Source organism: Ruegeria sp. AB8 (genome assembly GCF_056542605.1).
Genome location: NZ_JBQGAB010000015.1, coordinates 84,176 through 104,368, shown reverse-complemented (window position 1 = coordinate 104,368; position 20,193 = coordinate 84,176). Strand labels below are relative to the sequence as shown.

The window sequence follows — 20,193 nt, the reverse complement described above, 5'->3', positions numbered from 1 at the left end:
AGGACCTATTTATGTTTTACAAGGACGAACGGCTGGCGCTGTTCATCGACGGCTCGAATCTTTATGCGGCCGCAAAAGCACTCGGCTTTGATATCGACTACAAGTTGCTGCGTCAGGAATTCATGCGCAGAGGCAAACTGCTTAGAGCTTTTTATTACACGGCGCTACTTGAAAACGACGAATACTCACCCATCCGCCCGCTGGTCGACTGGCTGCACTATAACGGTTTCACCATGGTGACGAAGCCGGCCAAGGAATACACCGACAGCATGGGGCGTCGGAAAGTCAAAGGGAACATGGATATCGAGCTTACCGTCGATGCCATGGAACTGGCACCGCGCGTGGATCATATCGTGCTGTTCTCGGGCGATGGGGATTTCCGCCCGCTGATTGCCAGCCTGCAACGCCAGGGCGTGCGCGTTTCGGTCGTTTCGACCATCCGTAGCCAGCCGCCGATGATCTCGGACGAGCTGCGCCGCCAGGCCGACAACTTCATCGAACTCGAGGACCTGCGCGACGTGATCGGCCGCCCTCCGCGCGAGATGCCCGCTGAGACGCGCAGTGTCGCGGTCGCTGGCGGGCACTGACCCGGCCAACGTTTTCTTGATGGGGAAAAATATGCGCGGTCAGGATCTGGATCCTGGCCGCGCTTTCTTTAACTAGGAACAGGTGCTGAAACACCATCTTGGTAACACCGATTCATGTCAGATCGATGACGCGGTTCTGTCTGGACCAAGGCCAGGAAAAGAAATACCTGTGCCGTAAGGAGACCGCCCAATGACCAAGCCGCCCCTGACACTCTACCTTGCTGCCCCGCGGGGCTTCTGCGCCGGTGTGGACCGTGCGATCAAGATCGTGGAAATGGCGCTGCAGAAATGGGGCGCGCCTGTCTATGTGCGCCACGAGATCGTGCACAACAAATTCGTGGTCGACGGGCTGCGCGACAAGGGCGCGGTCTTTGTCGAGGAGCTGGACGAATGCCCCGACGACCGGCCGGTGATCTTCTCCGCCCATGGTGTGCCAAAATCGGTTCCCGCCACGGCCGCCCAGCGCGAGATGATCTATGTCGACGCCACCTGCCCGCTTGTGTCCAAGGTCCATGTCGAGGCACAGCGCCACGCGGATGCCGGGCTGCAGATGATCATGATCGGCCACAAGGGCCATCCCGAGACTGTCGGCACCATGGGGCAACTGCCCGATGGCGAGGTGCTGCTGGTGGAAACCGTCGACGATGTGGCGCAGGTACAGGTGCGCGACCCGGGCAAGCTGGCATTTGTCACGCAGACCACCCTGTCGGTGGATGACACGCGGGATATCGTTGCAGCCCTTGAGGCGCGGTTCCCCGCCATTGTCGGTCCGCACAAGGAAGACATCTGTTACGCCACCACCAACCGGCAGGAAGCGGTCAAGTCGGTGGCGCCGAAATCCGATGCCCTGCTGGTGGTGGGCGCGCCGAACTCGTCCAACTCGCGCCGTCTGGTCGAGGTCGCGTCGCGCGCGGGGTGCAATTATGCACAGTTGGTTCAGCGCGCGACCGAGATCGACTGGCGTGCGCTTGAGGGGATTTCCAGCATCGCTATCACCGCCGGAGCCTCGGCCCCCGAAGTGCTGGTCAACGAGGTGATTGATGCCTTCCGCGATCATTACAACGTGACCGTCGAACTGGTTGAGACCGCCGTGGAAAACGTGGAGTTCAAAGTGCCGCGCGTACTAAGGGAACCTGCGTGATGCCGGACCGGAAAACGATCGACGCCTATACCAGCCGGGTATCGGACTATCTGCAGATGCCGCTGCCTGCCGAACAGCTTGAGGCACGACAGGCTTTTGCCGACGCGGTCGGCGCAGGCGGATACGTGCTGGATCTGGGCTCGGGCCCCGGGTCGGACAGTGCGTTTCTGATGCGGCAGGGCCTGAAGGTCAGGGCGCTGGATGCCACGCCAGCCTTTGTGGACCATGCCCGCGAAAACGGGGTGGATGCGCATCTGGGTACGTTCGAGGACGTCACCGAAGAGGCCGAATATGACGGCATCTATGCCAGCTTTTCCCTGCTGCACGCCCCACGCGCCGATTTCCCCCGGCATCTGAGCGCGATCCACCGGGCGCTGAAACCCAGCGGCCAGTTGTTTCTGGGCATGAAGCTGGGTACGGGCGAACATCGCGACGATCTGGACCGGTACTACACCTATTATTCGCAACCCGAGATCGAAGCGGCGCTGGCCGATGCCGGTTTCACGCTGGGTCGTTGCGTGACCGGGATGGGAAAAGGGCTGGCCGGGTCCTATGACGGGTTCGTTCTGGTTTTCGCCCATGCCTGATCTGTTTGCCTACACCGATGGTGCCTGTTCGGGAAATCCCGGTCCCGGCGGATGGGGTGTTCTTTTGCGCGCGGTGGATGGCGAACGCATTCTGAAAGAGCGTGAACTGAACGGCGGAGAGGCCGAAACCACCAACAACCGGATGGAATTGCTGGCCGCGATCAGTGCGCTGGAAACACTGGAGCGTTCGTCCGCGATTACCATCGTGACCGACAGCGCCTATGTCAAAAACGGTGTCACCGGCTGGATATTCGGCTGGAAGAAAAACGGCTGGAAAACCTCGAACAAGAAACCGGTCAAGAATGTCGATCTGTGGCAGCGGCTGGACGAAGCGCAGTCGCGCCATCACGTGACCTGGGAATGGGTCAAAGGCCATGCCGGACACCACGATAACGAGCGTGCCGATGAACTGGCCCGTGCCGGAATGGCCCCGTTCAAACCCAAGAAGGCGCAGGTCTGATCCGCAGTGTCGCCCTGACCGGTGGACGGGCCATCTGCGCGCTGATACCTCATGGCCGTCACAGTGCGAGTATCCGGATGAAAACCAGCCCAGCCATTATTTGCACCTGCCTGAGCCTGCTGGCGTCATGCGGCACGTTCTACCAGCCTGTGCAGTTTGTCGCCCGGGATGATCAGATCATCGCAACCGGCACAATCGATGACACCACGCTTGCCGCCTTTGAAAAGGTCGTCGCGCGCAACCCAGACATCCGGACGCTGGTGTTGTTGAATATCGAAGGGTCGGCAGACGACGACGCCAATGTGGTGTTCAGCCGCGCAGTGCATGAAGCGGGGTTCGACATCATCGTTCCGTCAAACGGGCTGATTGCGTCTGGCGGAACGGATCTGTTCCTGGCCGGCAAGCGGCGCATTTTGCAGCCGGGTGCCTGCGTCGGCGTTCACAGCTGGAGCGGGGCAGGCATCGTTGCGACCGAAATTCCAACCACCGACCCCGAACACGACCGCTATCTGGACTATTTCCGCGATATCGGCGCGCCCGAGGAGTTCTATTGGTTCACGCTGGCCGCAGCCCCGGCCGAGGGCATGCATTGGATGACCGCGGCCGAGACCGAACTGTTTGGCATGACGACCGGCACCGCCCCGCGGCTTGGATCAGCCGAGGTTTGTGACGACCGCTAACGGCGCAGCAGGCGCGCGCCGACTTCCTTGACAAACTTGGCCGCGACCATGGCCGTCATGCCATAAGGGTCGCGATGCGGGTTCAGTTCCACGATATCCGCACCGACCAGCTGGCCCTGAAACCGGTTTATCAGGTCGATGACCTCGCGCGTGCTGAGTCCACCGGGTTCGTGATGCGAGACACCGGGCGCAAAGGCCGGGTCCAGCGCATCCAGATCCAGCGACAGGTAGACCGGACCTTCGAAAGAAATCTGCAGGTCGGATCGCCAGTTGCGCATGTCGATGACCTCGACCCCGAACTTTTCGGCCTGCTCTCGCTGATGGGTGTTCATCGTCCGGATGCCAACTTGCATCAGACGATTGATCCGGCAGCTTTCCATCACGCGGGCAAAGGGGCATCCATGGCCAAGCGGGCCGATATCCTGTTCGTCATACAGATCGGGGTGTGAATCGATATGCAGGATGTTCAGCCCTTCGTACCGTTCGGAATGCGCCTTGATCAATGGAAAGGCGACCGAATGATCGCCGCCCAGCGACAACAACCGCGCGCCTGTGGCGATGCGCTCGGCTGCCCCTGTTTCGATCCGGTCAATGGGTTCCTGGCCGCGCATCTCGAACACGTCCAGATCGCCCGTGTCCCTGAACCGGTCGGTCGCGCCCAGATCGGTGCCGTCTTCGGCGGTCAGATTGGCGGCACCGGAATGCAACGCCTCGCGGATGCGGCCCGGGGCAAAGGCCGGACCTTGCAGGAAAGAGGAATGCAGGTCCAGCGGGACACCCATCAGGGCGACGTCACCCGGTTTCAGATCATGCGGCATTGGACTTCCTTACGTTGCGGATCGGCCGTGATCTGGCCCCCAACGCACCGAAAGGTCAAGACATCAGCGCCGCAGGTAATTCTGCCACAGCCAGATCACCAGAAGCGCGCCCAAAACAGCGCCCACGAAGCCGGAAAGCCAGCCCATCACAGTCACCAGCATCCGCAACACAAAGCCGCCAATCAGAGCGCCAACGATGCCAATCAGCATGGTGGTGGGAATATCCGCCTCGATCCGCATCAATCGCGTGGCGAGGAAACCTGCGGCGGCTCCGATCACGATCAGGGCGACAACCGGCATGTCATTTCCTCCAATGCGTCGGCACGATGATCAGTGCCCCGATAGATGACAGCATTGCGTCCAGACCGGGCGGGCCAAAGCTGATGCCGAACATGATACGGACGAAATAGAACAGAAAAGCCCCGCCAACGCAGATGATGATCGAGGGCAGATATCCGTTATGCGTAAAACCCGTCTTCTCGGCCAGGTACCCCACGATTCCGGCGATCACGACGGTCCCCATCAGGATCATGAACATTCAGCTTACTCCGCAGACATCCGGGTGCCGGTTGGGATCGGCCAGCCCCGCAGAAAGGTTTCCCTATCCTGCGCGCCTTTGCCCGCCCTTTGCAAGCGCAGCAGTTCGACCGCCCCGTCACCGCAGGCCACGCGCAGGGTTGCATCCAGAACCTCGCCCGGTGCGCCCTGCCCTTCAGCCAGACGCGACGCCAGCAGCTTGATGCGCTCGCCACTGATATCCGTCCATGCGCCGGGAAACGGTGACAGGCCGCGGATCTGGCGATCAACCTCGGCGGCGGGCCGTGCCCAGTCGATGCGCGCCTCAGCCTTGTCGATCTTGGTGGCATAGGTCACGCCATCATCGGGCTGCGGCTCGGGTGTCAGATCAGGCAGTTTGGCAATCGCTTCGACGATCAGCCCGGCGCCCATGTCAGACAGCCGGTCGTGCAATTGGACTGTCGTCTCCTCGGGCCCGATATCAGTTGCCTGACGCAGCAGGACCGGGCCTGTATCCAGTCCGGCCTCCATCTGCATGATGCAGATACCAGTCTGCGCGTCCCCCGACATGATTGCCCGGTGGATCGGGGCGGCGCCGCGCCATCGCGGCAGCAGGCTGGCATGGATGTTCAGACACCCCCGCGCGGGCGCATCCAGAACGGGTTGCGGCAGGAGCAGCCCATAGGCGACAACAACGGCAACATCTGCCTGCAGTGCCGCGAATTTGGCCTGTTCTTCGGTTGATGTCAGCGAAACGGGATGGCGGACGGTCAGGCCCAGCGCCTCGGCGCGGGCATGTACGGGGGTCGGACGGTCTTTTTTTCCACGTCCGGCCGGGCGCGGCGGCTGGCAATAGACGGCGGCGATCTCGTGCCCGGCCTCGACCAGCGCATCCAGCACCGGGACCGAGAAATCAGGGGTTCCCATGAAGATTATGCGCATCGTCGGCTCCGGAGGTGCTGGGGTGCCGGGCTGAAGCCCGGCCTACGTGAGTTTCTTGGCCTTGCGCAGCAGCATGTCGCGTTTGACCTTGCTGAGGCGGTCGAAATACATCCGTCCGTTCAGGTGGTCGATCTGATGCTGAACGCTTGTCGCCTCGATCCCGACAAAGTCGCGGCGGTCGACGACGCCCTGTTCATTGATGTATTTTACCGTCACCGCGCGAGGACGCTTCACCTTGGCCGACACACCGGGCAGGTTCGGGCTGGCCTCATCATGCTCGCGCAGCTCAATGGAACGGTGCAGGATTTCCGGGTTCGCCAGCCGGATCGCCCGGCCCCGCTCGGTCGAGCCATCGACTACCGCCAGCCGCAGCATGACGCCGATCTGAGGCGCAGCGAGGCCAACGCCCGGCATCGCCTCCATCGTGTCGATCATGTCGTTCCAGATGGCGCGAATTTCGTCGGTGATCTCGGTGACGTCATCTGCCTTGGTGCGCAGGCGCTTGTCCGGCCAGGGCAGGCAGGTGCGGACGGTCATGTCCGGGCCCGTTCACGTTTGAGCTTCTGCATCTTGCGGGTGATCATCTGGCGTTTGAGCGGTTTGAGATAGTCGATGAACAACTTGCCGTTCAGGTGGTCGATCTCATGCTGAACGCAGGTTGCCCACAAACCGTCAAATGTTTCGGTGCGTGCATTGCCGTTCTCGTCCATCCAGGCCACGTCCACCACCTTGGGCCGGGTCACTTCGGCATACTGTTCAGGGATCGACAGGCAGCCTTCCTCATAGACATTGGTTTCTTCCGAGGCGGCGATGACTTCCGGGTTGAACATGATCAGCGGGCGCGGCGCTTCGCCCTCTTCCTTGATGCAATCCAGCACGATCAGCCGCTCGAGCACGCCGATCTGCGGCGCGGCAAGGCCAATGCCGGGCGCATCATACATCGTCTCCAGCATGTCATCGGCCAGCGTGCGCAGCGCGTCCGTCAGGTCGGCCACAGGCGCGCAGACCTTTTTCAGGCGGGGGTCGGGATGGATCAGAATATCACGTTTCATGAGGCTGATTTAGGGCAACGCGCGCCCAGCCGCAACGCCCCCCTTGCGCTTGTGTCAATAGTGGCTAGCTTTCGGCGTGACAAATGGAGCAGACATGACTTTCAACGACCCGATCGACCGCCGCGAAACCAACTGTACCAAGTGGGACAAGATGGAACAATTGTACGGGGTTTCACCCCGGGACGGTTTGGCGATGTGGACGGCGGATTCCGATTATGCCACTGCGCCTTGCGTGATCGAAGCGGTGCGCGCGGCGGCCGATCAAGGGACTTTCGGGTATTCCTGGCAGCACCCGCAATACCTTGAGGCCATCGCCTGGTGGATGAAAACCCGGCACAACTGGCAAATCGACACCGACTGGGTGCTGTCCGCGCAAGGCCTGGGTAATGCCATTGCACTGTGTCTGGATGTCTGGAGCGAACCGGGCGACGGCGTGGTCATTTTCCCGCCGGTTTACCACGAGTTTGCCCATAAGGTGAACAAGACCGGGCGGCGCGTCGTGGAATGCCCATTGGTGCACGACGGCGATACATACGCGCTGGATCTGGAAGATGCGCAGTCGCGGCTGGACGGATCCGAGAAGCTGCTGCTGTGGTGTTCGCCGCAGAACCCGTCGGGCCGGGTCTGGACGCCGGATGAACTGCGGGCCGTTGCCGAATTTGCCGAACGCAACGGGCTGCTTCTGGTTTCAGACGAGGTTCACCACGATCTGGTCTATCCTGGAAACACCTTCGTGCCGATGGATGTCGCCGCCCCCGAGGCGCGGCCCCGGACAGTGACGCTGACCGCGGCGTCCAAGACGTTCAATATCGCGGGTCAACGCACCGGCAACCTGATCATCCCCGACGACAAGCTGCGCGCCACGATGCGGCATCGGCTTTACACTCTGGACTATGATCCATCCGCTCTGGGTGTTGCCATGGTTACCGCCGCCTATTCCCCTGCGGGGGCGGAATGGGTCGATGCGCAGATCGCGCATCTGATCGACAACCGGAAACTGTTCGATGCCGCCATCGCCGAAATTCCCGGACTGTGGTCGATGCCGTTGCAGGCGACCTATCTGGCCTGGGTCGATTTCTCGGGCACCGGGATGGATCACGCCGAATTTGTCCGCCGCCTGCGCGAGGATGCAAAGATCGCGACCTCATCGGGCCCCGGTTTCGGCAAGGGCGGCGAGACGTTTGAGCGGTTCAATCTGGCGACCCAGAAATCACGGATCGAAGACGCCTGCGCCCGGCTGAAACGGGCGTTTGGCGACTTGCAGTAACAGGTGCGCCGGGCCTTTTTGATCGAGAAATCTGCCCGGCACCTGGCCGCTACTCTGAAGGGCGCGGTGGTGATGCAGCCCGATATCGCGCTGGGGTTTGCAGCGGATGGCAATAAGGTACGGGGAGGCGACGGCAATACGCCCGAGGGTGCGTTCGCCGTCAATCGCGACAATCCGCAAAGCGCTTTTCACCTGTCCATTGGGATTGATTATCCGCAACCGAAGGGCATCGCCCTTGCGCGGCAGCAGGGGTTGATCCCCGTGGCGATATTTTCATCCACTGGCAACCCATCGGCGTTGTCGGGCCGACCTTACCCGGCGATTGGACAGCAGGCTGCATTGCAATTTCCAATATCGAGATAGCGCAGCTTTGGAGCCTGACGGAAAACGGTAGGACGGTGGAAATCCGCCCCTAGTCCTCATGCCCCAGAAGTGCGATCGGCGCATCGGGGGATCGGTAGAAATCCAGCGGAGCGCTGTCGGCGGCAACGGTGTTGCGCTTGAATTCATAGCGCATTTCGCCCGCTTCCTCTTCATCGGCGATGATCAAACATTGGTACAGGTGGGTCGCGCCGTCATAGATATCGACCAGCCCGCGCAGGCGCGGGGTCGTCGCGGCCTCAACCGAGAAACCGTCTTTCCACAATTTGAGGATCTTGAAGTAATTGTCGCCCATCTCCACCCGCAAACGGCTGGTTTTCTTCAATGTGGCGATTCGCGCGGCGTCCAACTCGGCGCGCATTTCCTTTGAAACATACGTACTCATACAAAAATTCCCCTTCGGTGCCCTTTATTGTGAGGGCATGGATGTAAAAATCCAGTGAACCGGGTCACATGGCGCGGCTTGCCAATGATCTGTTGCACGAAAATCCCAGCGCCGGATGTGCACGGGCGCAGACCGGTTGCGCGCTTGGTGACGTAGGAAGGTTCGGCGCGGCATCATATGTTTAGGGGAACTGCAAACGGAGGAGCCGATATGGGCCTGTTGATCGACGGCACGTGGCATGACACCTGGTATGACACCAAATCAACCGGCGGAGCTTTCAAACGCTCGGCCGCGCAGTTTCGCAACTGGCTGACCGCTGATGGCAGCCCCGGCCCGTCGGGCAGAGGCGGGTTCGCCGCAGAAAGCGGGCGCTATCACCTGTATGTCAGTTTGGCCTGCCCCTGGGCGCACCGCACGCTGATCTTTCGGGAACTGAAGGGTCTTCGTGATCATGTCTCCGTGTCGGTGGTCAACCCGGACATGCTGGATCAGGGGTGGACATTCGAACCGGACGCGCAAGGTGCCACGGGCGACACGCTTTATGGTCTGACCCATGCGAATCAAATCTACACCAAAGCCGATCCTGCCTATTCGGGCCGAGTGACCGTGCCGATCCTTTGGGACAAGGCGCAGGAGACGATCGTGTCGAACGAAAGCTCGGAAATCATCCGGATGTTTAACAGCGCCTTCAACGGGATCACCGGCAATACCGATGATTATTGGCCCGAGGCGATGAGGGATGAGATCGAAGCGGTCAACGCCCGCATCTATTCCGACGTCAACAACGGTGTCTACAAATCAGGCTTTGCCACCACACAGGAAGCTTATGACGCGGCCGTGCATCCGTTGTTCGACACGCTGGACTGGCTGGAGGAGAGGCTGACCCGGAGCCGCTATCTGATGGGCGACCGCGTTACCGAGGCCGACTGGCGTCTGTTCACCACTCTGATCAGGTTCGACCCGGTCTATCATCTGCATTTCAAGTGCAACAAACGCCGTCTAATCGATTACCCGAACCTCTGGGCCTATACGCGCGAACTTTATCAGTGGCCGGGCGTCGCGCAGACTGTGAACATGAACCACATTGTGCGTCACTATCACTACAGCCACGACAGCATAAACCCGCATCGCATCATTCCCGTGAACCCGGTGCTGGATTATTCAGAACCGCACCGGCGCGATCAGCGACCCGCTGCGTAATGCTCGATCATCGCCGCCAGATCCTCTGGCGGCGTTTCGCTTTGCACATAAGCGCAGGCATTGGGACTGTGGGCAAAGATCGAACCGTCCGAGAAGAACGTGGTGTTGGTGACAAAGATCACCCGCGCCTCGGGGCGGCGATAGCTGGCGAAATCCGCAACCGCCAGCGCGCTGCCGGTTTCCAGAACCAGGTCAAGCACGATGACATCAAAGGCCGTTCCGTAAAGCGCAAGGATCGCAGCCTCCTGCCCGGCGACGAGCGTAACGATCGCGCCTTGTCTTTCCAGATGCCTTTTCCAGACCCGACCAAGGTCGGGGTTACTCTCAACAATCAGAACATTCATTTGCAACAACCTCGGCACTTGATAAGGTGAACGGTGCCGACCCCCGTAATTCGTGATCACGCGATTTCCTTAACAAAGTGTTAATGACGGCCCTGAGGGGCTCTGATCACGCGGATTTGCTTGTCAAAAAGGCAAAAATCCGCTTGAAGCGGGCTGAATCGGGCGTTTTGGGGCAGAATTCACATGATCGGCGGCGATAACAACCTGAACCCGCGCAGCAACCGGGATCACGGCGGCGGGCTGGACGGGGCCATCCGGTGCTATGGCGGCATGCGCAGCGGCTGGATTGATCTGTCGACCGGGATCAACCCTCATCCCTACGATGTGTCCGGGCTGGTGCCATCGGACTGGACGGAACTGCCCGATCACGGCGCGTTCGAGCTTCTCACTCAGGCTGCGCGACAGTTCTGGTCGGTTCCCGATGAGGCCGCGATTCTGCCCGCGCCCGGCGCGTCGGCCCTGATCGCCCGCATTCCCGCGCTTGCAGCGACGGGGCGGGTCCGGATCACGATGCCCACCTATAATGAACACGCGGCGGCGTTTGCCGCACAGGGCTGGACGGTCACCGGGGACGGCGCGGCCGAGGCCCGGGTGATCGTGCACCCCAACAACCCGGATGGCCGGATCTGGGCCGAGCGCGACGCCAATTCCCCGCTGACTGTGATTGACGAGAGCTTTTGCGACGTCACACCCGGCGCCTCTCTGATCCGTCTGTCGAACCGTCCCGGCACAATCGTTCTGAAAAGCTTTGGCAAGTTCTGGGGGCTGGCGGGGTTGCGGCTGGGCTTTGCCGTCGGTCCGAAGGACATGATCGCCCAACTGAACGATCTGACCGGGCCATGGGCGGTATCGGGTCCGGCCCTGCGTATCGGAACCCGGGCGCTGCAGGACACCGGTTGGGCCGAGGCCACCCATGCAAGGTTGAGTGACGAAGCCGCACAGCTGGACAGGCTGGTCACGCACAAGGGCGCAAGGCTGGTCGGTGGAACGACCCTGTTCCGCCTCTACGAGGTGGACAATGCCGCCGCCTGGCAGGACCGTCTGGCCAAGGCCCATATCTGGAGCCGCATCTTTCCCTATTCCGAAACCTACCTGCGTCTTGGTCTGCCGCCCGCCAACGGCTGGGACAGGCTTGAGGCCGCGCTGTGACTGGCGCGTTCGTGCTGATCTGCGCCATGTCCCTGGACGCTGCGCTGGGTGAACCGGACTGGCTGTGGTCGCGGTTGCGTCACCCTGCGGTTGTGATCGGCAATGCAATCGGCTGGCTGAACAAGCGCCTGAACCATGGGGCCATGCGACGGCTCAAGGGTGTCGGGGTTGTCGCCCTGCTGGTTGTTGCGTCGGTCCTAATTGGCTGGGCGCTTTCGTTTCTGGGATGGATGGCCGAGGTCGTGATCTGCGCCATCCTGCTGGCGCAGAAATCGCTGGTGTCGCATGTGAAGGATGTGGCGAACGGGTTGCGAGTATCCCTGCCCGAAGGGCGCGCGAAGGTCGCGATGATCGTGTCACGTGATACACGCGACATGAGCGAGGCGCAGGTCGCACGCTCGGCCATCGAAAGTGCCGCCGAGAACCTGAGCGACGGGGTGATCGCGCCGGCCTTCTGGTTTCTGGTCGCGGGGCTTCCGGGCCTGCTGATCTACAAGGCCGTGAACACCGCCGACAGCATGATCGGCTATCGCAACGACAAATATCGGGAATTCGGCTGGGCCGCGGCCCGGTTCGACGATCTGCTGAACCTGATCCCGGCCCGGCTGACCGGTCTGATGATCGTGGCGTTGTCGGGACAATGGAACCGCTGGCCTGAAATTACAGGGGATGCACACAGACACATCTCGCCCAATGCAGGCTGGCCCGAAGCCGCTATGGCGCGGGCGCTGAACGTGGCACTGGCCGGACCGCGCAGCTACGACGGGCAGGTGCGCGATCTGGCCTGGGTCAACGGCGAAGCCCCGCGCGAGATCGGCGCGACAGAGGTTTTCCGCGCATGTGACATGCTTTGGCGGGTTTGGGGGCTTGCGCTGGGCCTCGTGTCAGTGTGGGTTGGGCTTAACTTTATTTTCTGACGGACACACTCATGCGTTTTCTTTCCGGCCTGATCGCCGCCACCCTGTTTGCCGCCCCTGCCTTTGCCCAATGCGGCGGCGGGTTCAATTCCTTTGTAAAGGGCCTGAAAGACGAAGCCATTGAACAGGGATTCGACACATCCACCGTGGACGGCTTTTTTAATGGTGTTCAGCAGGATGGAGCTGTGCTGAAAGCCGACCGGGCTCAGGGCGTGTTCCAGAAACCCTTCATCGAGTTTTCCCGCCGCCTGATCTCGCAGAACCGGATCGACCGGGGCAAGGCCATGTCAGGCAAATACGATGCTGTGTTCGACCGGATCGAACGGGAATACGGCGTCTCACGCGGGGTATTGTTGGCGTTCTGGGCGTTCGAGACCGATTACGGCGCGTTTCAGGGCGATTTCAACACCCGCAACGCGCTGGTGACGCTGGCCCATGACTGCCGCCGCCCCGAACTGTTCCGGCCGCAAATCTTCGCGGCAATCGAGCTGTACCAACAAGGCAATTTCGACCCGGCCCGCACCACCGGGGCATGGGCGGGCGAGATCGGAATGGTGCAGATGCTGCCGCGTGACATTCTGGAAAACGGTGTCGATGGGGACGGCGACGGCAAGGTCTCATTGAAGACATCCGCGCCCGATGCGCTGATGTCGGGGGCAAAGATGCTGTCGCATCTGGGCTGGCAACCGGGTCAGCCGTGGCTGCAGGAAGTCACGGTACCTGCGCAGATGGATTGGTCGCTGACCGGCCCCGGCAAACCGCGGCCCATGTCAGAATGGCAGGCGATGGGCGTTCAGGCGCGCGATGGGGCGTTGGCGGATTTGCCCGCCTCGCTGATCCTGCCGCAGGGTCACAACGGCCCGGCCTTTCTGGCCTTTCCGAATTTCGACGTTTATTTCGAATGGAACCAGAGCTTTGTCTATGTTCTGACCGCCGCCTATTTCGGCACCCGCCTGGAAGGCGCGCAGATCTACAATGCGGGCAATCCGGCGCAGGGGCTGTCCGGTGCGCAAATGAAGCAGTTGCAGGGCAAGCTGCAGGCGCGCGGGCATGACGTGGGCAAGATCGATGGCATTCTGGGCGCTGGAACACGCGCTGCGGTGCAGGCCGAACAGGTTCGGTTGGGGCTGCCTGCGGATGCGTGGCCAACGGCGGAATTGCTGGGGCGGTTGTGATCAAATCTCTGCTTTGAACCCAGACCGGAACATATCACAGAAGGATGTTCCGAAGCTTCAAGTGTTCTGGCAACGCCGATTCTGACGAATCCCGGGCGATATGCTATCGTTCTTTCATCAAACACGTTGCAAAGGAGCGGTTCACGATGATCCCTTTGGCACGCATTGCCCTATTGGCGCTGCTGCCGACCTGCCCGGCAACAGCAGAAGAACCAGAATGCTCGACTGCCCTTGCTTTTGCACTCGATGTTTCGGTCAGCGTGGACGATGCCGAATACAAAATGCAGCGTGAAGGCCTGGCTGCCGCACTGTCCGACCCATCAGTACGAAGCGTGATCCTGTCCAGACCTGATGCGGTTGCGCTGATGGCCTACGAATGGAGTGGTTACTACCAGCAAACGATCATCTCTCCCTGGAAATTTATTCACAACGAACAGGATTTATCCGGGTTCATTGAGCGCTTGTTCGTCCATCAGCGCGGAGCGGCCGAATATCCAACCGCAATAGGGGCTGCGCTTAGTTTCGGAGCGACTAAACTTAGCGAGGTGTCTTGGTGTGACAGGCTTGTTCTCGATGTTTCCGGTGATGGCATCCACAACCACCGCTACCCGCCAGAAAGCGCTTACAGACACTTTCCTTTCGAGCGCGTGACTGTCAACGGGCTAGTGATCGAAGGTGCCGAGACAGAGGTTCAAGCCTACTATGCGAACCATGTAATTTCTGGGCCCGGCGCATTTGTAGAAATCGCGAACGGCTATGCGGACTACGCGCGGGCCATGAAGAGAAAGCTGCTACGGGAACTCCAAGATCAGCTGCTTGCAACGCGATAGTAAATAAAGCGCAAGGCAGCTTAGCCCCGCTTGCAGCCAGTGGATGAAATGATCGACGGTGCACGCCTCGCTCTCACTCCGGCCGCACCGGATAGCGGTTCCCTTTCTGATCAATCAGGATCAGCCGTTCACCACTGCGGACATACAGGTCACAGCGGCTGAAGCCGTTGCGATAGGCGATGCAAACGCTGCCGTCCTCCGCGATGGAATAGGTGCCATACGCGGATTCGCCGCTGGCGTAGGTGTAGGAATAGGCCCCACCCACCGAGTATTTCGATTTTCCGTCGTCGTAGAATGTCAGCGTGCGGCCCGCCAATGCGTCCAATTCCTGCGCGCTCAGGGGGACGTCTCCGGGTTTGGTGGTCCATTCTGCAGCCGCAAGCGGGCTGGCGGTCAGCAGGGCAATGATCAGAAAACGGGTCATGCCCCACCCTACCCTGCGCGGCTCTGAATTGGGCATGACATTGCAGTGATGGATCAGGCGACCATCTGCTCGGCTTTTTTGAGGTCGACCGACACCAGTTGACTGACCCCCTGTTCCTGCATGGTGACGCCAAACAACCGGTCCATCCGCGCCATGGTCACGGCGTGGTGGGTGATGATCAGGAAGCGCGTGTCGGTCTGGCGGCACATCTCGTCCAGCAGGTCGCAGAAACGCGTGACGTTGGCGTCATCCAGCGGCGCGTCGACTTCGTCCAGCACACAGATCGGTGCGGGGTTGGCGAGGAAGACGCCGAAGATCAGCGCCGTCGCCGTCAGCGTTTGTTCACCGCCCGACAGCAAGCTGAGGGTCGAGAGTTTCTTGCCCGGCGGCTGGCACATGATCTCAAGCCCCGCGTCAAGCGGATCGTCGCTTTCGACCATGACCAGATTGGCCTCACCGCCGCCAAACAGGTGCTTGAACAGCATGGCGAAGTTCGCGTTCACCTGTTCGAATGCGGTCAGCAGCCGTTCGCGTCCTTCGCGGTTGAGGCTGGCGATCCCGCTGCGCAGGGCCTTGATCGCCTCTTCCAGATCGGCCTTTTCGCTGTTCAGGGTGTCGAACTCCTCCTGAACCTCTTTGCTGTCCTCTTCGGCACGCAGGTTCACCGCGCCCATGGCGTCGCGCTGACGCTTGTGGCGGTTCACTTCGGCCTCCAGCGCATCTGCGGCGGGCATCTGGTCGGGGTTCGCGTCCAACTGGTTCAGCAGCTGGTTCGGGGTCAGTTGCTGATCCTCGGCAATGCGTTCGGCTGCGGCAACGACGCTTTCTTTCGCCGCATCACAGCGCGCTTCAGCGGCGGCGCGGGATTCGCGGGCTTCCGAGGCATGGCGTTCCGCCTCGCGCTCGGCCAGGACCACCTCGCGCTGCTGGATCTCGGCCTCAGCCAGTTTGTCGGCGGCCTCGGTCCGGCGGGCCTCGGCCGCCTCAATCAGTTCGTTTAACTCCTCGCGGGCCTCGGCAATCTCGCCTGGGGCGGCCATAGCATCGGACAGTTCCTCTTCCGAGCTTTCCTTGCGTTCAGCCAGTTCCGAGATGCGCTTTTCCGCCGTCTCCAGACGGTGCTTCCAGCCGCTGAGGTCTTTCGTCACTTCTTGCGAGCGTCGGGTCCGCGCCTCGCCCTCTCGGCGCAATTCGTCATGGGTCGAGCGGTGGGTCAGCATGGTGATCCGCGCCGCCTCGACCGTCTGCTTGATGTCCTCGACCTGCGCTCGGGCACTGTCGAGGTCGCCCAGACCACTCAATGCGCCTTCGGCCTCGCGCAACTGGACCCGGGCGGACATGGCGTCCTCTGTATGGCGATCCACTGCAAGGGACAGGGTTTCCAGCTTGCCCTGCGCCAGGTTGCGGTCGGCCTCCGCCCGGCTCAGCAGGCGGGCGGTTTCGGCCATGCGCTGATCGGCGGCACGGCGGGCTTCGCGCGCGCGGCGATCGGCTTCGGTCACATCCGCCAGTTTCCGAGACAGCGCCTCGTGCGCGGCGCGGGCACCATCGGCCTGCGCTTCGGTACGGGTCAGTTCCTGCTTAAGCGCTTCCAGCTTGTTGAGCTGTTCAAGCCGCAGGGCCGCCGCGCTTGGCGCATCCTCGGCCCAGGCCCTGAAACCGTCCCAGCGCCACAAATCGCCGGACCGCGACACCAACCGCTGGCCGGGCTTCAGAGAAGCTTGCAGTCGCGCGCCCAGATCGGCATCCACCAACCCGATTTGCGCAATCCGGCGGCTGAGGCGATCCGGCCCCGAGACATGCAGCGCCAGCGGTTCCGCACCGTCGGGCAAGGGCTGATCATTGTCATATCCCGCAACCTGAACCCAGCCGGAAGGACCGTCGCCTTCGACCAGGGGCGCGCGCAGATCGTCGGCCAACGCAGCCCCCAGCGCCTTTTCATAGCCCGGCGCCACACGCAGCAGATCAAGCACCTGCCCGCCTTCGGCCGTATCCCGTTCGACCAGTTTGGCCAGCGCCATGGTTTCCGCGCGAATGGCCCCCAACTCCCCTTCGGCTTCGGACCTTTGCGCGCGGGCTTCCGCCTCGCGGGCCTGCGTGTCGTTGCGCAGTTCGTCAGCGGAGGCCAGAGCTTCCTCGGCGGCTTCGGCGGCTTCGCGGGCTTCTTCCTCACCGTCCTGCGCGGCCTCAAAGGCTTCGCTGGCACGGGTCAGGGCAGCTTTGGCCTCATCCACGGCGGCGCGCGCCTTGTCTTCTTCGGCCTCAGAGCGGGACAGGGTCTTGCGGCTGTCCTCGACCAGCCGCTGCGCCGACTGGTGGCGCGCGACGAGGCGGGCCATGTCCTCGGTTTCCTGCGACAGGTGATCCTCGCGGTCCTGCAGCACGGATGCGGCTTCGCGCGCGATTTCGGCCGCCTCGGAGACTTTGTCGTCATGACCTTCGGCCGCTTTGGCCAGCTCACGGGCTTCCCATTCCAGACGCTCGATCATCTCGCCTGCGTCGCGGTTCAGCCCGGCTTCGCGTTCGATATCGTTGCCAAGTTGCTTGATGCGGTTGGTCAGGGTTTCGATGGTTTGGCGTGCGCGGGATTCCTGATCGGAAAGCTGGTCGCGCTGAACCTGCTGGCGCTGCAGGACGGCGGCGGCGATGGCTTCTTCCTCGCGCAGCGGTGGCAGGGTTTCTTCGATCTCGGCGCGTTTGGCGGCAGCCGCGCGGGCTTCGGCCTCGGCGCGCGAGGCTTCGGTGATGCGGTCGCGCAGTTTTTCCTCGGCCTGCTGGCGGGCCATGTCGGCCTCTTTCCAACGACGATACAGCAACATCCCTTCAGCCTGCCGCAGTTGTTCGCCGATCTCGCGATAGCGGGCGGCCTGGCGGGCCTGACGGGCGAGTTGCGCCAGTTGGGTGCCCAATTGTTCCAGCACATCATCGACCCGGGTCAGGTTGGCTTCGGTTCCTTTCAATTTCAGCTCGGCCTCGTGCCGGCGCTGATACAGGCCCGAGATACCCGCCGCCTCTTCAAGAATGCGGCGGCGCGCGCGGGGTTTGGCGTTGATCAGTTCGGCAATGCGGTTCTGGCCGACCAGCGCCGGTGAATGTGCACCGGTCGAGGCATCGGCGAACAACATCTGCACGTCACGGGCGCGCACGTCCTTGCCGTTGGTCTTGTAGGCGCTGCCCACATCGCGGGTGATGCGGCGGACGATCTCAAGCTGGTCGCTCTCGTTGAACCCGGATGGCGCCAGACGTTCCGAGTTGTCCATGGTCAGGACCACTTCGGCGAAATTGCGGGCGGGGCGCGTGGCAGCGCCGGCAAAAATCACATCCTCCATAGCGCCGCCGCGCATGGATTTCGGGCGGTTTTCCCCCATGACCCAGCGCAGTGCCTCGAGCAGATTGGACTTCCCGCATCCATTCGGACCCACCACACCCGTCAACCCGTCCGCGATGATCAGATCGGTCGGATCAACAAAGCTTTTGAAGCCGGTCAGTTTGAGTTTGCTAAAGCGCAATGGCCGCTGGGTCCCGTGATTCCTATGAGTAGGAAGTCTGCGCAACCGAAGGGGGAGGTGTCAACGGAGATACGCAGTATATGGACCAATGATCCGAGTTATCCACAATATCTTGCCAAATCTCGCAACAATCCGCGCGTTTCAATAAGGGGTGCATTCATACACCGCATAGTCGAATCCCCCATAGCTGATACATTCATAGTTCGGACGCGAGATCGCCGTCAGCAATAGCCGCTCGCCCATTTCCCGGTCGCAGCCCAGAACGCCGACCGTCACTGCGGCATCGCCCAGCACGTCCAGGATCGGGCAGCCCGATACTTGCGCCATGGCCAGCGCCGCGCGATCGCGGATCGGTCCCAGACGCGGGGCATATTGCGTGTTCACCCGCACCGCCTCGGCCAGTTCGTTGCGCACACGCACATCGAACACGCTGCCGTTGACGGCAACGCGGGTGGCAGGGAGGTTGCGAAAATAGGGCGTGCCAGCCGAACAGGCCGCCAGCAGCAACAGGGCAAGCAAACGGATCATGCCGCAGTCTTGCGGCAATCTGGTTAACGCTTCCTTTCCGGATCAGGCGCGCAGGGCCTCGCCCAACCGGCGTACGCCTTCACTGATGGTCTCTTCGTCCGAGTTTGAGAAGCTGAGGCGGATGGTGTTTGTGCCAGAGCCGTCGGGGAAAAACGCGTGCCCCGGAACAAAGGCAACCTTCACCGTCTGCAATGCCCGCGCCAGCAGGTCGGCGCCGTTGATCTCTTTCGGCAGGGTCAGCCAGATGAACATGCCGCCTTCGGGGCGGGTCCATGTGACACCCTCAGGCATGTGCTCCTTCAGCGCCGCCAGCATCGCATCGCGACGCGCGCCATAGACGCGGCGCAGCAAGGGTATATGCGTGTCGAAACAGGCTTGTGCCACCTGGTGCACCGCCATCTGGTTGATCGTGGCCGAATGCAGATCTGCGGCCTGTTTCATCAGCACCAGCCGTGAAATCACCGGTTTGGCCGCCACCACCCAACCCATGCGCAGGCCCGGCGACAGGGTTTTCGAGAAGCTTCCGCAATAGATGGTGCGGCACGCTTCGATCGACCTTTTGCGGGCCAGTTCCAGCGCCAGAACGGGCGGGATCGGATCGCCGTCATAGCGCAGGGCCTGATAGGCGCCGTCCTCGATTATCGCGCAGTCCAGATCCTCGGCCAGATCCAGCAGGGTTTCGCGCCCACGCAGGTCGACCGTTTCGCCGGTGGGGTTGGCAAAATCCGGGGACAGGTAGGCAAACTTGACCGCGCCCTGACCTGCTGCCGCTGCATATTCGTCGGCCCCGCGGTTGCCATTGATGCTGAGCTGGTCAAAACGCGGCTCGTAGGCATTGAACGCCGCCAGCGCGCCCAGATAGGTGGGCCACCCGACCAGGGCCGTGTCCCCGGGCGACAGGAACAGCTTACCCAGATAATCCAGCGCCTGCTGCGACCCCGAGGTGATCAGGATGTTGTCGATGCCGCATTCGACCCCGATCGCACGCATATGATCCGCCAGCCACTGGCGCAGCGGCACGTAGCCTTCGCTGACCGAATACTGCAGAGCCTGCGCCCTTTGTTCGGGGGACAACGCCGCCTGAAAGGCTTGTGCAAAGGCGTCCGCCGGGAACACCGCCGGGTCCGGTATGCCGCCGGCAAAGGAAATGATGTCCGGCTGATCCAGCAGTTTCAGCAATTCGCGGATCTCGGATGCCTTCATCCGGGATGCGCGGGTGGCATAAAGCTTGTCCATGACAATCAACCTCCTCAGCCCTGTCACGGCGGCACGCTATTCACGTTTGCATTAAAGTCAACATT

The 20,193-nt window shown here is 61.7% G+C and carries 24 protein-coding genes; 12 read left to right on the top strand and 12 right to left on the bottom strand.

What is annotated here, in order from left to right:
* Positions 1–11 precede the first annotated feature (11 nt).
* From ACR0CG_RS16190 to ACR0CG_RS16170, 5 genes are all read left to right on the top strand, one after another.
* Positions 12–587, top strand: a complete 576-nt coding sequence (locus tag ACR0CG_RS16190) for a LabA-like NYN domain-containing protein (RefSeq protein WP_170611939.1) — start codon at positions 12–14, stop codon at positions 585–587.
* Positions 588–777: 190 nt separating this feature from the next.
* On the top strand, positions 778–1,728 hold the full coding sequence (ispH, locus tag ACR0CG_RS16185; RefSeq protein ID WP_170619192.1) for a 4-hydroxy-3-methylbut-2-enyl diphosphate reductase: 951 nt from the start codon (positions 778–780) through the stop codon (positions 1,726–1,728).
* Positions 1,728–2,315 carry a class I SAM-dependent methyltransferase gene (locus ACR0CG_RS16180; RefSeq protein ID WP_480526246.1) on the top strand — a complete coding sequence of 196 codons (588 nt, stop codon included), beginning with the start codon at positions 1,728–1,730 and terminating at the stop codon, positions 2,313–2,315. Before ispH ends, ACR0CG_RS16180 begins: the two co-directional genes overlap by 1 nt.
* Positions 2,308–2,775, top strand: coding sequence for a ribonuclease HI (rnhA, locus tag ACR0CG_RS16175; RefSeq protein ID WP_480526245.1), 468 nt, complete (start codon positions 2,308–2,310; stop codon positions 2,773–2,775). Before ACR0CG_RS16180 ends, rnhA begins: the two co-directional genes overlap by 8 nt.
* Before the next feature lie 77 nt (positions 2,776–2,852).
* Entirely contained in the window at positions 2,853–3,455 is a 603-nt protein-coding gene (locus ACR0CG_RS16170) for a COG3904 family protein (protein ID WP_480526243.1), read from the top strand.
* On the opposite strand, the gene speB is transcribed toward ACR0CG_RS16170, so the two are convergent.
* From speB to def (ACR0CG_RS16140), 6 genes are all read right to left on the bottom strand, one after another.
* The gene (gene speB / locus ACR0CG_RS16165) at positions 3,452–4,273 is read right to left on the bottom strand and encodes an agmatinase (RefSeq protein WP_480526242.1); all 822 of its coding nucleotides are present in this window, start codon (positions 4,271–4,273) and stop codon (positions 3,452–3,454) included. The genes ACR0CG_RS16170 and speB overlap by 4 nt on opposite strands.
* Positions 4,274–4,336: 63 nt before the next feature.
* Positions 4,337–4,573: a GlsB/YeaQ/YmgE family stress response membrane protein gene (locus ACR0CG_RS16160; protein ID WP_170611951.1), complete on the bottom strand. Its 237-nt coding sequence runs from the start codon at positions 4,571–4,573 to the stop codon at positions 4,337–4,339.
* Position 4,574: 1 nt separating this feature from the next.
* Complete coding sequence (locus ACR0CG_RS16155) at positions 4,575–4,811, bottom strand: hypothetical protein (RefSeq protein ID WP_170611953.1); 237 nt, start codon at positions 4,809–4,811, stop codon at positions 4,575–4,577.
* Between the two features lie 5 nt (positions 4,812–4,816).
* Positions 4,817–5,731: a methionyl-tRNA formyltransferase gene (gene fmt / locus ACR0CG_RS16150; RefSeq protein ID WP_480526240.1), complete on the bottom strand. Its 915-nt coding sequence runs from the start codon at positions 5,729–5,731 to the stop codon at positions 4,817–4,819.
* Between the two features lie 42 nt (positions 5,732–5,773).
* Positions 5,774–6,268 (bottom strand): peptide deformylase, encoded by a 495-nt coding sequence (def, locus tag ACR0CG_RS16145; RefSeq protein WP_480526238.1) that lies wholly within the window; start codon positions 6,266–6,268, stop codon positions 5,774–5,776.
* The gene (def, locus tag ACR0CG_RS16140; RefSeq protein ID WP_480526236.1) at positions 6,265–6,783 is read right to left on the bottom strand and encodes a peptide deformylase; all 519 of its coding nucleotides are present in this window, start codon (positions 6,781–6,783) and stop codon (positions 6,265–6,267) included. Before def (ACR0CG_RS16140) ends, def (ACR0CG_RS16145) begins: the two co-directional genes overlap by 4 nt.
* 94 nt (positions 6,784–6,877) lie before the next feature.
* Here def (ACR0CG_RS16140) and ACR0CG_RS16135 point away from each other — a divergent pair, with 94 nt between their 5' ends.
* Together ACR0CG_RS16135 and ACR0CG_RS16130 are read left to right on the top strand one after the other, a co-directional pair.
* Positions 6,878–8,050 (top strand): MalY/PatB family protein, encoded by a 1,173-nt coding sequence (locus ACR0CG_RS16135; protein WP_480526234.1) that lies wholly within the window; start codon positions 6,878–6,880, stop codon positions 8,048–8,050.
* Between the two features lie 269 nt (positions 8,051–8,319).
* Positions 8,320–8,466 (top strand): hypothetical protein, encoded by a 147-nt coding sequence (locus tag ACR0CG_RS16130; RefSeq protein ID WP_480526304.1) that lies wholly within the window; start codon positions 8,320–8,322, stop codon positions 8,464–8,466.
* Here ACR0CG_RS16130 and ACR0CG_RS16125 read toward each other — a convergent pair.
* Positions 8,463–8,816 carry a hypothetical protein gene (locus tag ACR0CG_RS16125; protein WP_170681560.1) on the bottom strand — a complete coding sequence of 118 codons (354 nt, stop codon included), beginning with the start codon at positions 8,814–8,816 and terminating at the stop codon, positions 8,463–8,465. The genes ACR0CG_RS16130 and ACR0CG_RS16125 overlap by 4 nt on opposite strands.
* Positions 8,817–9,026: 210 nt before the next feature.
* Here ACR0CG_RS16125 and ACR0CG_RS16120 point away from each other — a divergent pair, with 210 nt between their 5' ends.
* Positions 9,027–10,016, top strand: coding sequence for a glutathione S-transferase family protein (locus tag ACR0CG_RS16120; RefSeq protein WP_480526232.1), 990 nt, complete (start codon positions 9,027–9,029; stop codon positions 10,014–10,016).
* Here the strand turns inward: ACR0CG_RS16120 and ACR0CG_RS16115 are convergent.
* On the bottom strand, positions 9,998–10,360 hold the full coding sequence (locus tag ACR0CG_RS16115; protein ID WP_170611970.1) for a response regulator transcription factor: 363 nt from the start codon (positions 10,358–10,360) through the stop codon (positions 9,998–10,000). The genes ACR0CG_RS16120 and ACR0CG_RS16115 overlap by 19 nt on opposite strands.
* Before the next feature lie 183 nt (positions 10,361–10,543).
* On the opposite strand from ACR0CG_RS16115, the gene ACR0CG_RS16110 reads away from it, so the two are divergent.
* The 4 genes from ACR0CG_RS16110 to ACR0CG_RS16095 all read left to right on the top strand — a co-directional run bounded on the left by ACR0CG_RS16110 (position 10,544) and on the right by ACR0CG_RS16095 (position 14,431).
* Positions 10,544–11,509, top strand: a complete 966-nt coding sequence (locus ACR0CG_RS16110; protein WP_480526230.1) for a threonine-phosphate decarboxylase — start codon at positions 10,544–10,546, stop codon at positions 11,507–11,509.
* Positions 11,506–12,426, top strand: a complete 921-nt coding sequence (gene cbiB / locus ACR0CG_RS16105; protein ID WP_480526229.1) for an adenosylcobinamide-phosphate synthase CbiB — start codon at positions 11,506–11,508, stop codon at positions 12,424–12,426. The genes ACR0CG_RS16110 and cbiB overlap by 4 nt, the downstream gene beginning before the upstream one ends.
* 11 nt (positions 12,427–12,437) lie before the next feature.
* Positions 12,438–13,601 carry a lytic murein transglycosylase gene (locus ACR0CG_RS16100; protein ID WP_480526227.1) on the top strand — a complete coding sequence of 388 codons (1,164 nt, stop codon included), beginning with the start codon at positions 12,438–12,440 and terminating at the stop codon, positions 13,599–13,601.
* A gap of 146 nt (positions 13,602–13,747) precedes the next feature.
* Positions 13,748–14,431: a DUF1194 domain-containing protein gene (locus tag ACR0CG_RS16095; RefSeq protein WP_480526225.1), complete on the top strand. Its 684-nt coding sequence runs from the start codon at positions 13,748–13,750 to the stop codon at positions 14,429–14,431.
* Between the two features lie 73 nt (positions 14,432–14,504).
* Here the strand turns inward: ACR0CG_RS16095 and ACR0CG_RS16090 are convergent, their stop codons facing one another.
* The 4 genes from ACR0CG_RS16090 to ACR0CG_RS16075 form a co-directional block, all read right to left on the bottom strand.
* Positions 14,505–14,855 carry a hypothetical protein gene (locus ACR0CG_RS16090; RefSeq protein ID WP_170805946.1) on the bottom strand — a complete coding sequence of 117 codons (351 nt, stop codon included), beginning with the start codon at positions 14,853–14,855 and terminating at the stop codon, positions 14,505–14,507.
* Positions 14,856–14,908: 53 nt separating this feature from the next.
* Entirely contained in the window at positions 14,909–18,364 is a 3,456-nt protein-coding gene (locus ACR0CG_RS16085) for a chromosome segregation SMC family protein (RefSeq protein ID WP_480526223.1), read from the bottom strand.
* 141 nt (positions 18,365–18,505) lie between these two features.
* Positions 18,506–18,892 (bottom strand): hypothetical protein, encoded by a 387-nt coding sequence (locus ACR0CG_RS16080; RefSeq protein ID WP_170611984.1) that lies wholly within the window; start codon positions 18,890–18,892, stop codon positions 18,506–18,508.
* Positions 18,893–18,934: 42 nt separating this feature from the next.
* On the bottom strand, positions 18,935–20,128 hold the full coding sequence (locus tag ACR0CG_RS16075) for an aminotransferase-like domain-containing protein (protein ID WP_480526222.1): 1,194 nt from the start codon (positions 20,126–20,128) through the stop codon (positions 18,935–18,937).
* Positions 20,129–20,193 lie beyond the last annotated feature (65 nt).

What these genes read in the sequence shown, in the direction of transcription:
- ACR0CG_RS16190 (WP_170611939.1), top strand. Translation starts at nt 12, where the DNA reads ATGTTTTACAAGGACGAACGGCTGGCGCTGTTCATCGACGGCTCGAAT.
- ispH (WP_170619192.1), top strand. Translation starts at nt 778, where the DNA reads ATGACCAAGCCGCCCCTGACACTCTACCTTGCTGCCCCGCGGGGCTTC.
- ACR0CG_RS16180 (WP_480526246.1), top strand. Translation starts at nt 1,728, where the DNA reads ATGCCGGACCGGAAAACGATCGACGCCTATACCAGCCGGGTATCGGAC.
- rnhA (WP_480526245.1), top strand. Translation starts at nt 2,308, where the DNA reads ATGCCTGATCTGTTTGCCTACACCGATGGTGCCTGTTCGGGAAATCCC.
- ACR0CG_RS16170 (WP_480526243.1), top strand. Translation starts at nt 2,853, where the DNA reads ATGAAAACCAGCCCAGCCATTATTTGCACCTGCCTGAGCCTGCTGGCG.
- speB (WP_480526242.1), bottom strand. Translation starts at nt 4,273, where the DNA reads ATGCCGCATGATCTGAAACCGGGTGACGTCGCCCTGATGGGTGTCCCG.
- ACR0CG_RS16160 (WP_170611951.1), bottom strand. Translation starts at nt 4,573, where the DNA reads ATGCCGGTTGTCGCCCTGATCGTGATCGGAGCCGCCGCAGGTTTCCTC.
- ACR0CG_RS16155 (WP_170611953.1), bottom strand. Translation starts at nt 4,811, where the DNA reads ATGTTCATGATCCTGATGGGGACCGTCGTGATCGCCGGAATCGTGGGG.
- fmt (WP_480526240.1), bottom strand. Translation starts at nt 5,731, where the DNA reads ATGCGCATAATCTTCATGGGAACCCCTGATTTCTCGGTCCCGGTGCTG.
- def (WP_480526238.1), bottom strand. Translation starts at nt 6,268, where the DNA reads ATGACCGTCCGCACCTGCCTGCCCTGGCCGGACAAGCGCCTGCGCACC.
- def (WP_480526236.1), bottom strand. Translation starts at nt 6,783, where the DNA reads ATGAAACGTGATATTCTGATCCATCCCGACCCCCGCCTGAAAAAGGTC.
- ACR0CG_RS16135 (WP_480526234.1), top strand. Translation starts at nt 6,878, where the DNA reads ATGACTTTCAACGACCCGATCGACCGCCGCGAAACCAACTGTACCAAG.
- ACR0CG_RS16125 (WP_170681560.1), bottom strand. Translation starts at nt 8,816, where the DNA reads ATGAGTACGTATGTTTCAAAGGAAATGCGCGCCGAGTTGGACGCCGCG.
- ACR0CG_RS16120 (WP_480526232.1), top strand. Translation starts at nt 9,027, where the DNA reads ATGGGCCTGTTGATCGACGGCACGTGGCATGACACCTGGTATGACACC.
- ACR0CG_RS16115 (WP_170611970.1), bottom strand. Translation starts at nt 10,360, where the DNA reads ATGAATGTTCTGATTGTTGAGAGTAACCCCGACCTTGGTCGGGTCTGG.
- ACR0CG_RS16110 (WP_480526230.1), top strand. Translation starts at nt 10,544, where the DNA reads ATGATCGGCGGCGATAACAACCTGAACCCGCGCAGCAACCGGGATCAC.
- ACR0CG_RS16100 (WP_480526227.1), top strand. Translation starts at nt 12,438, where the DNA reads ATGCGTTTTCTTTCCGGCCTGATCGCCGCCACCCTGTTTGCCGCCCCT.
- ACR0CG_RS16095 (WP_480526225.1), top strand. Translation starts at nt 13,748, where the DNA reads ATGATCCCTTTGGCACGCATTGCCCTATTGGCGCTGCTGCCGACCTGC.
- ACR0CG_RS16090 (WP_170805946.1), bottom strand. Translation starts at nt 14,855, where the DNA reads ATGACCCGTTTTCTGATCATTGCCCTGCTGACCGCCAGCCCGCTTGCG.
- ACR0CG_RS16080 (WP_170611984.1), bottom strand. Translation starts at nt 18,892, where the DNA reads ATGATCCGTTTGCTTGCCCTGTTGCTGCTGGCGGCCTGTTCGGCTGGC.
- ACR0CG_RS16075 (WP_480526222.1), bottom strand. Translation starts at nt 20,128, where the DNA reads ATGGACAAGCTTTATGCCACCCGCGCATCCCGGATGAAGGCATCCGAG.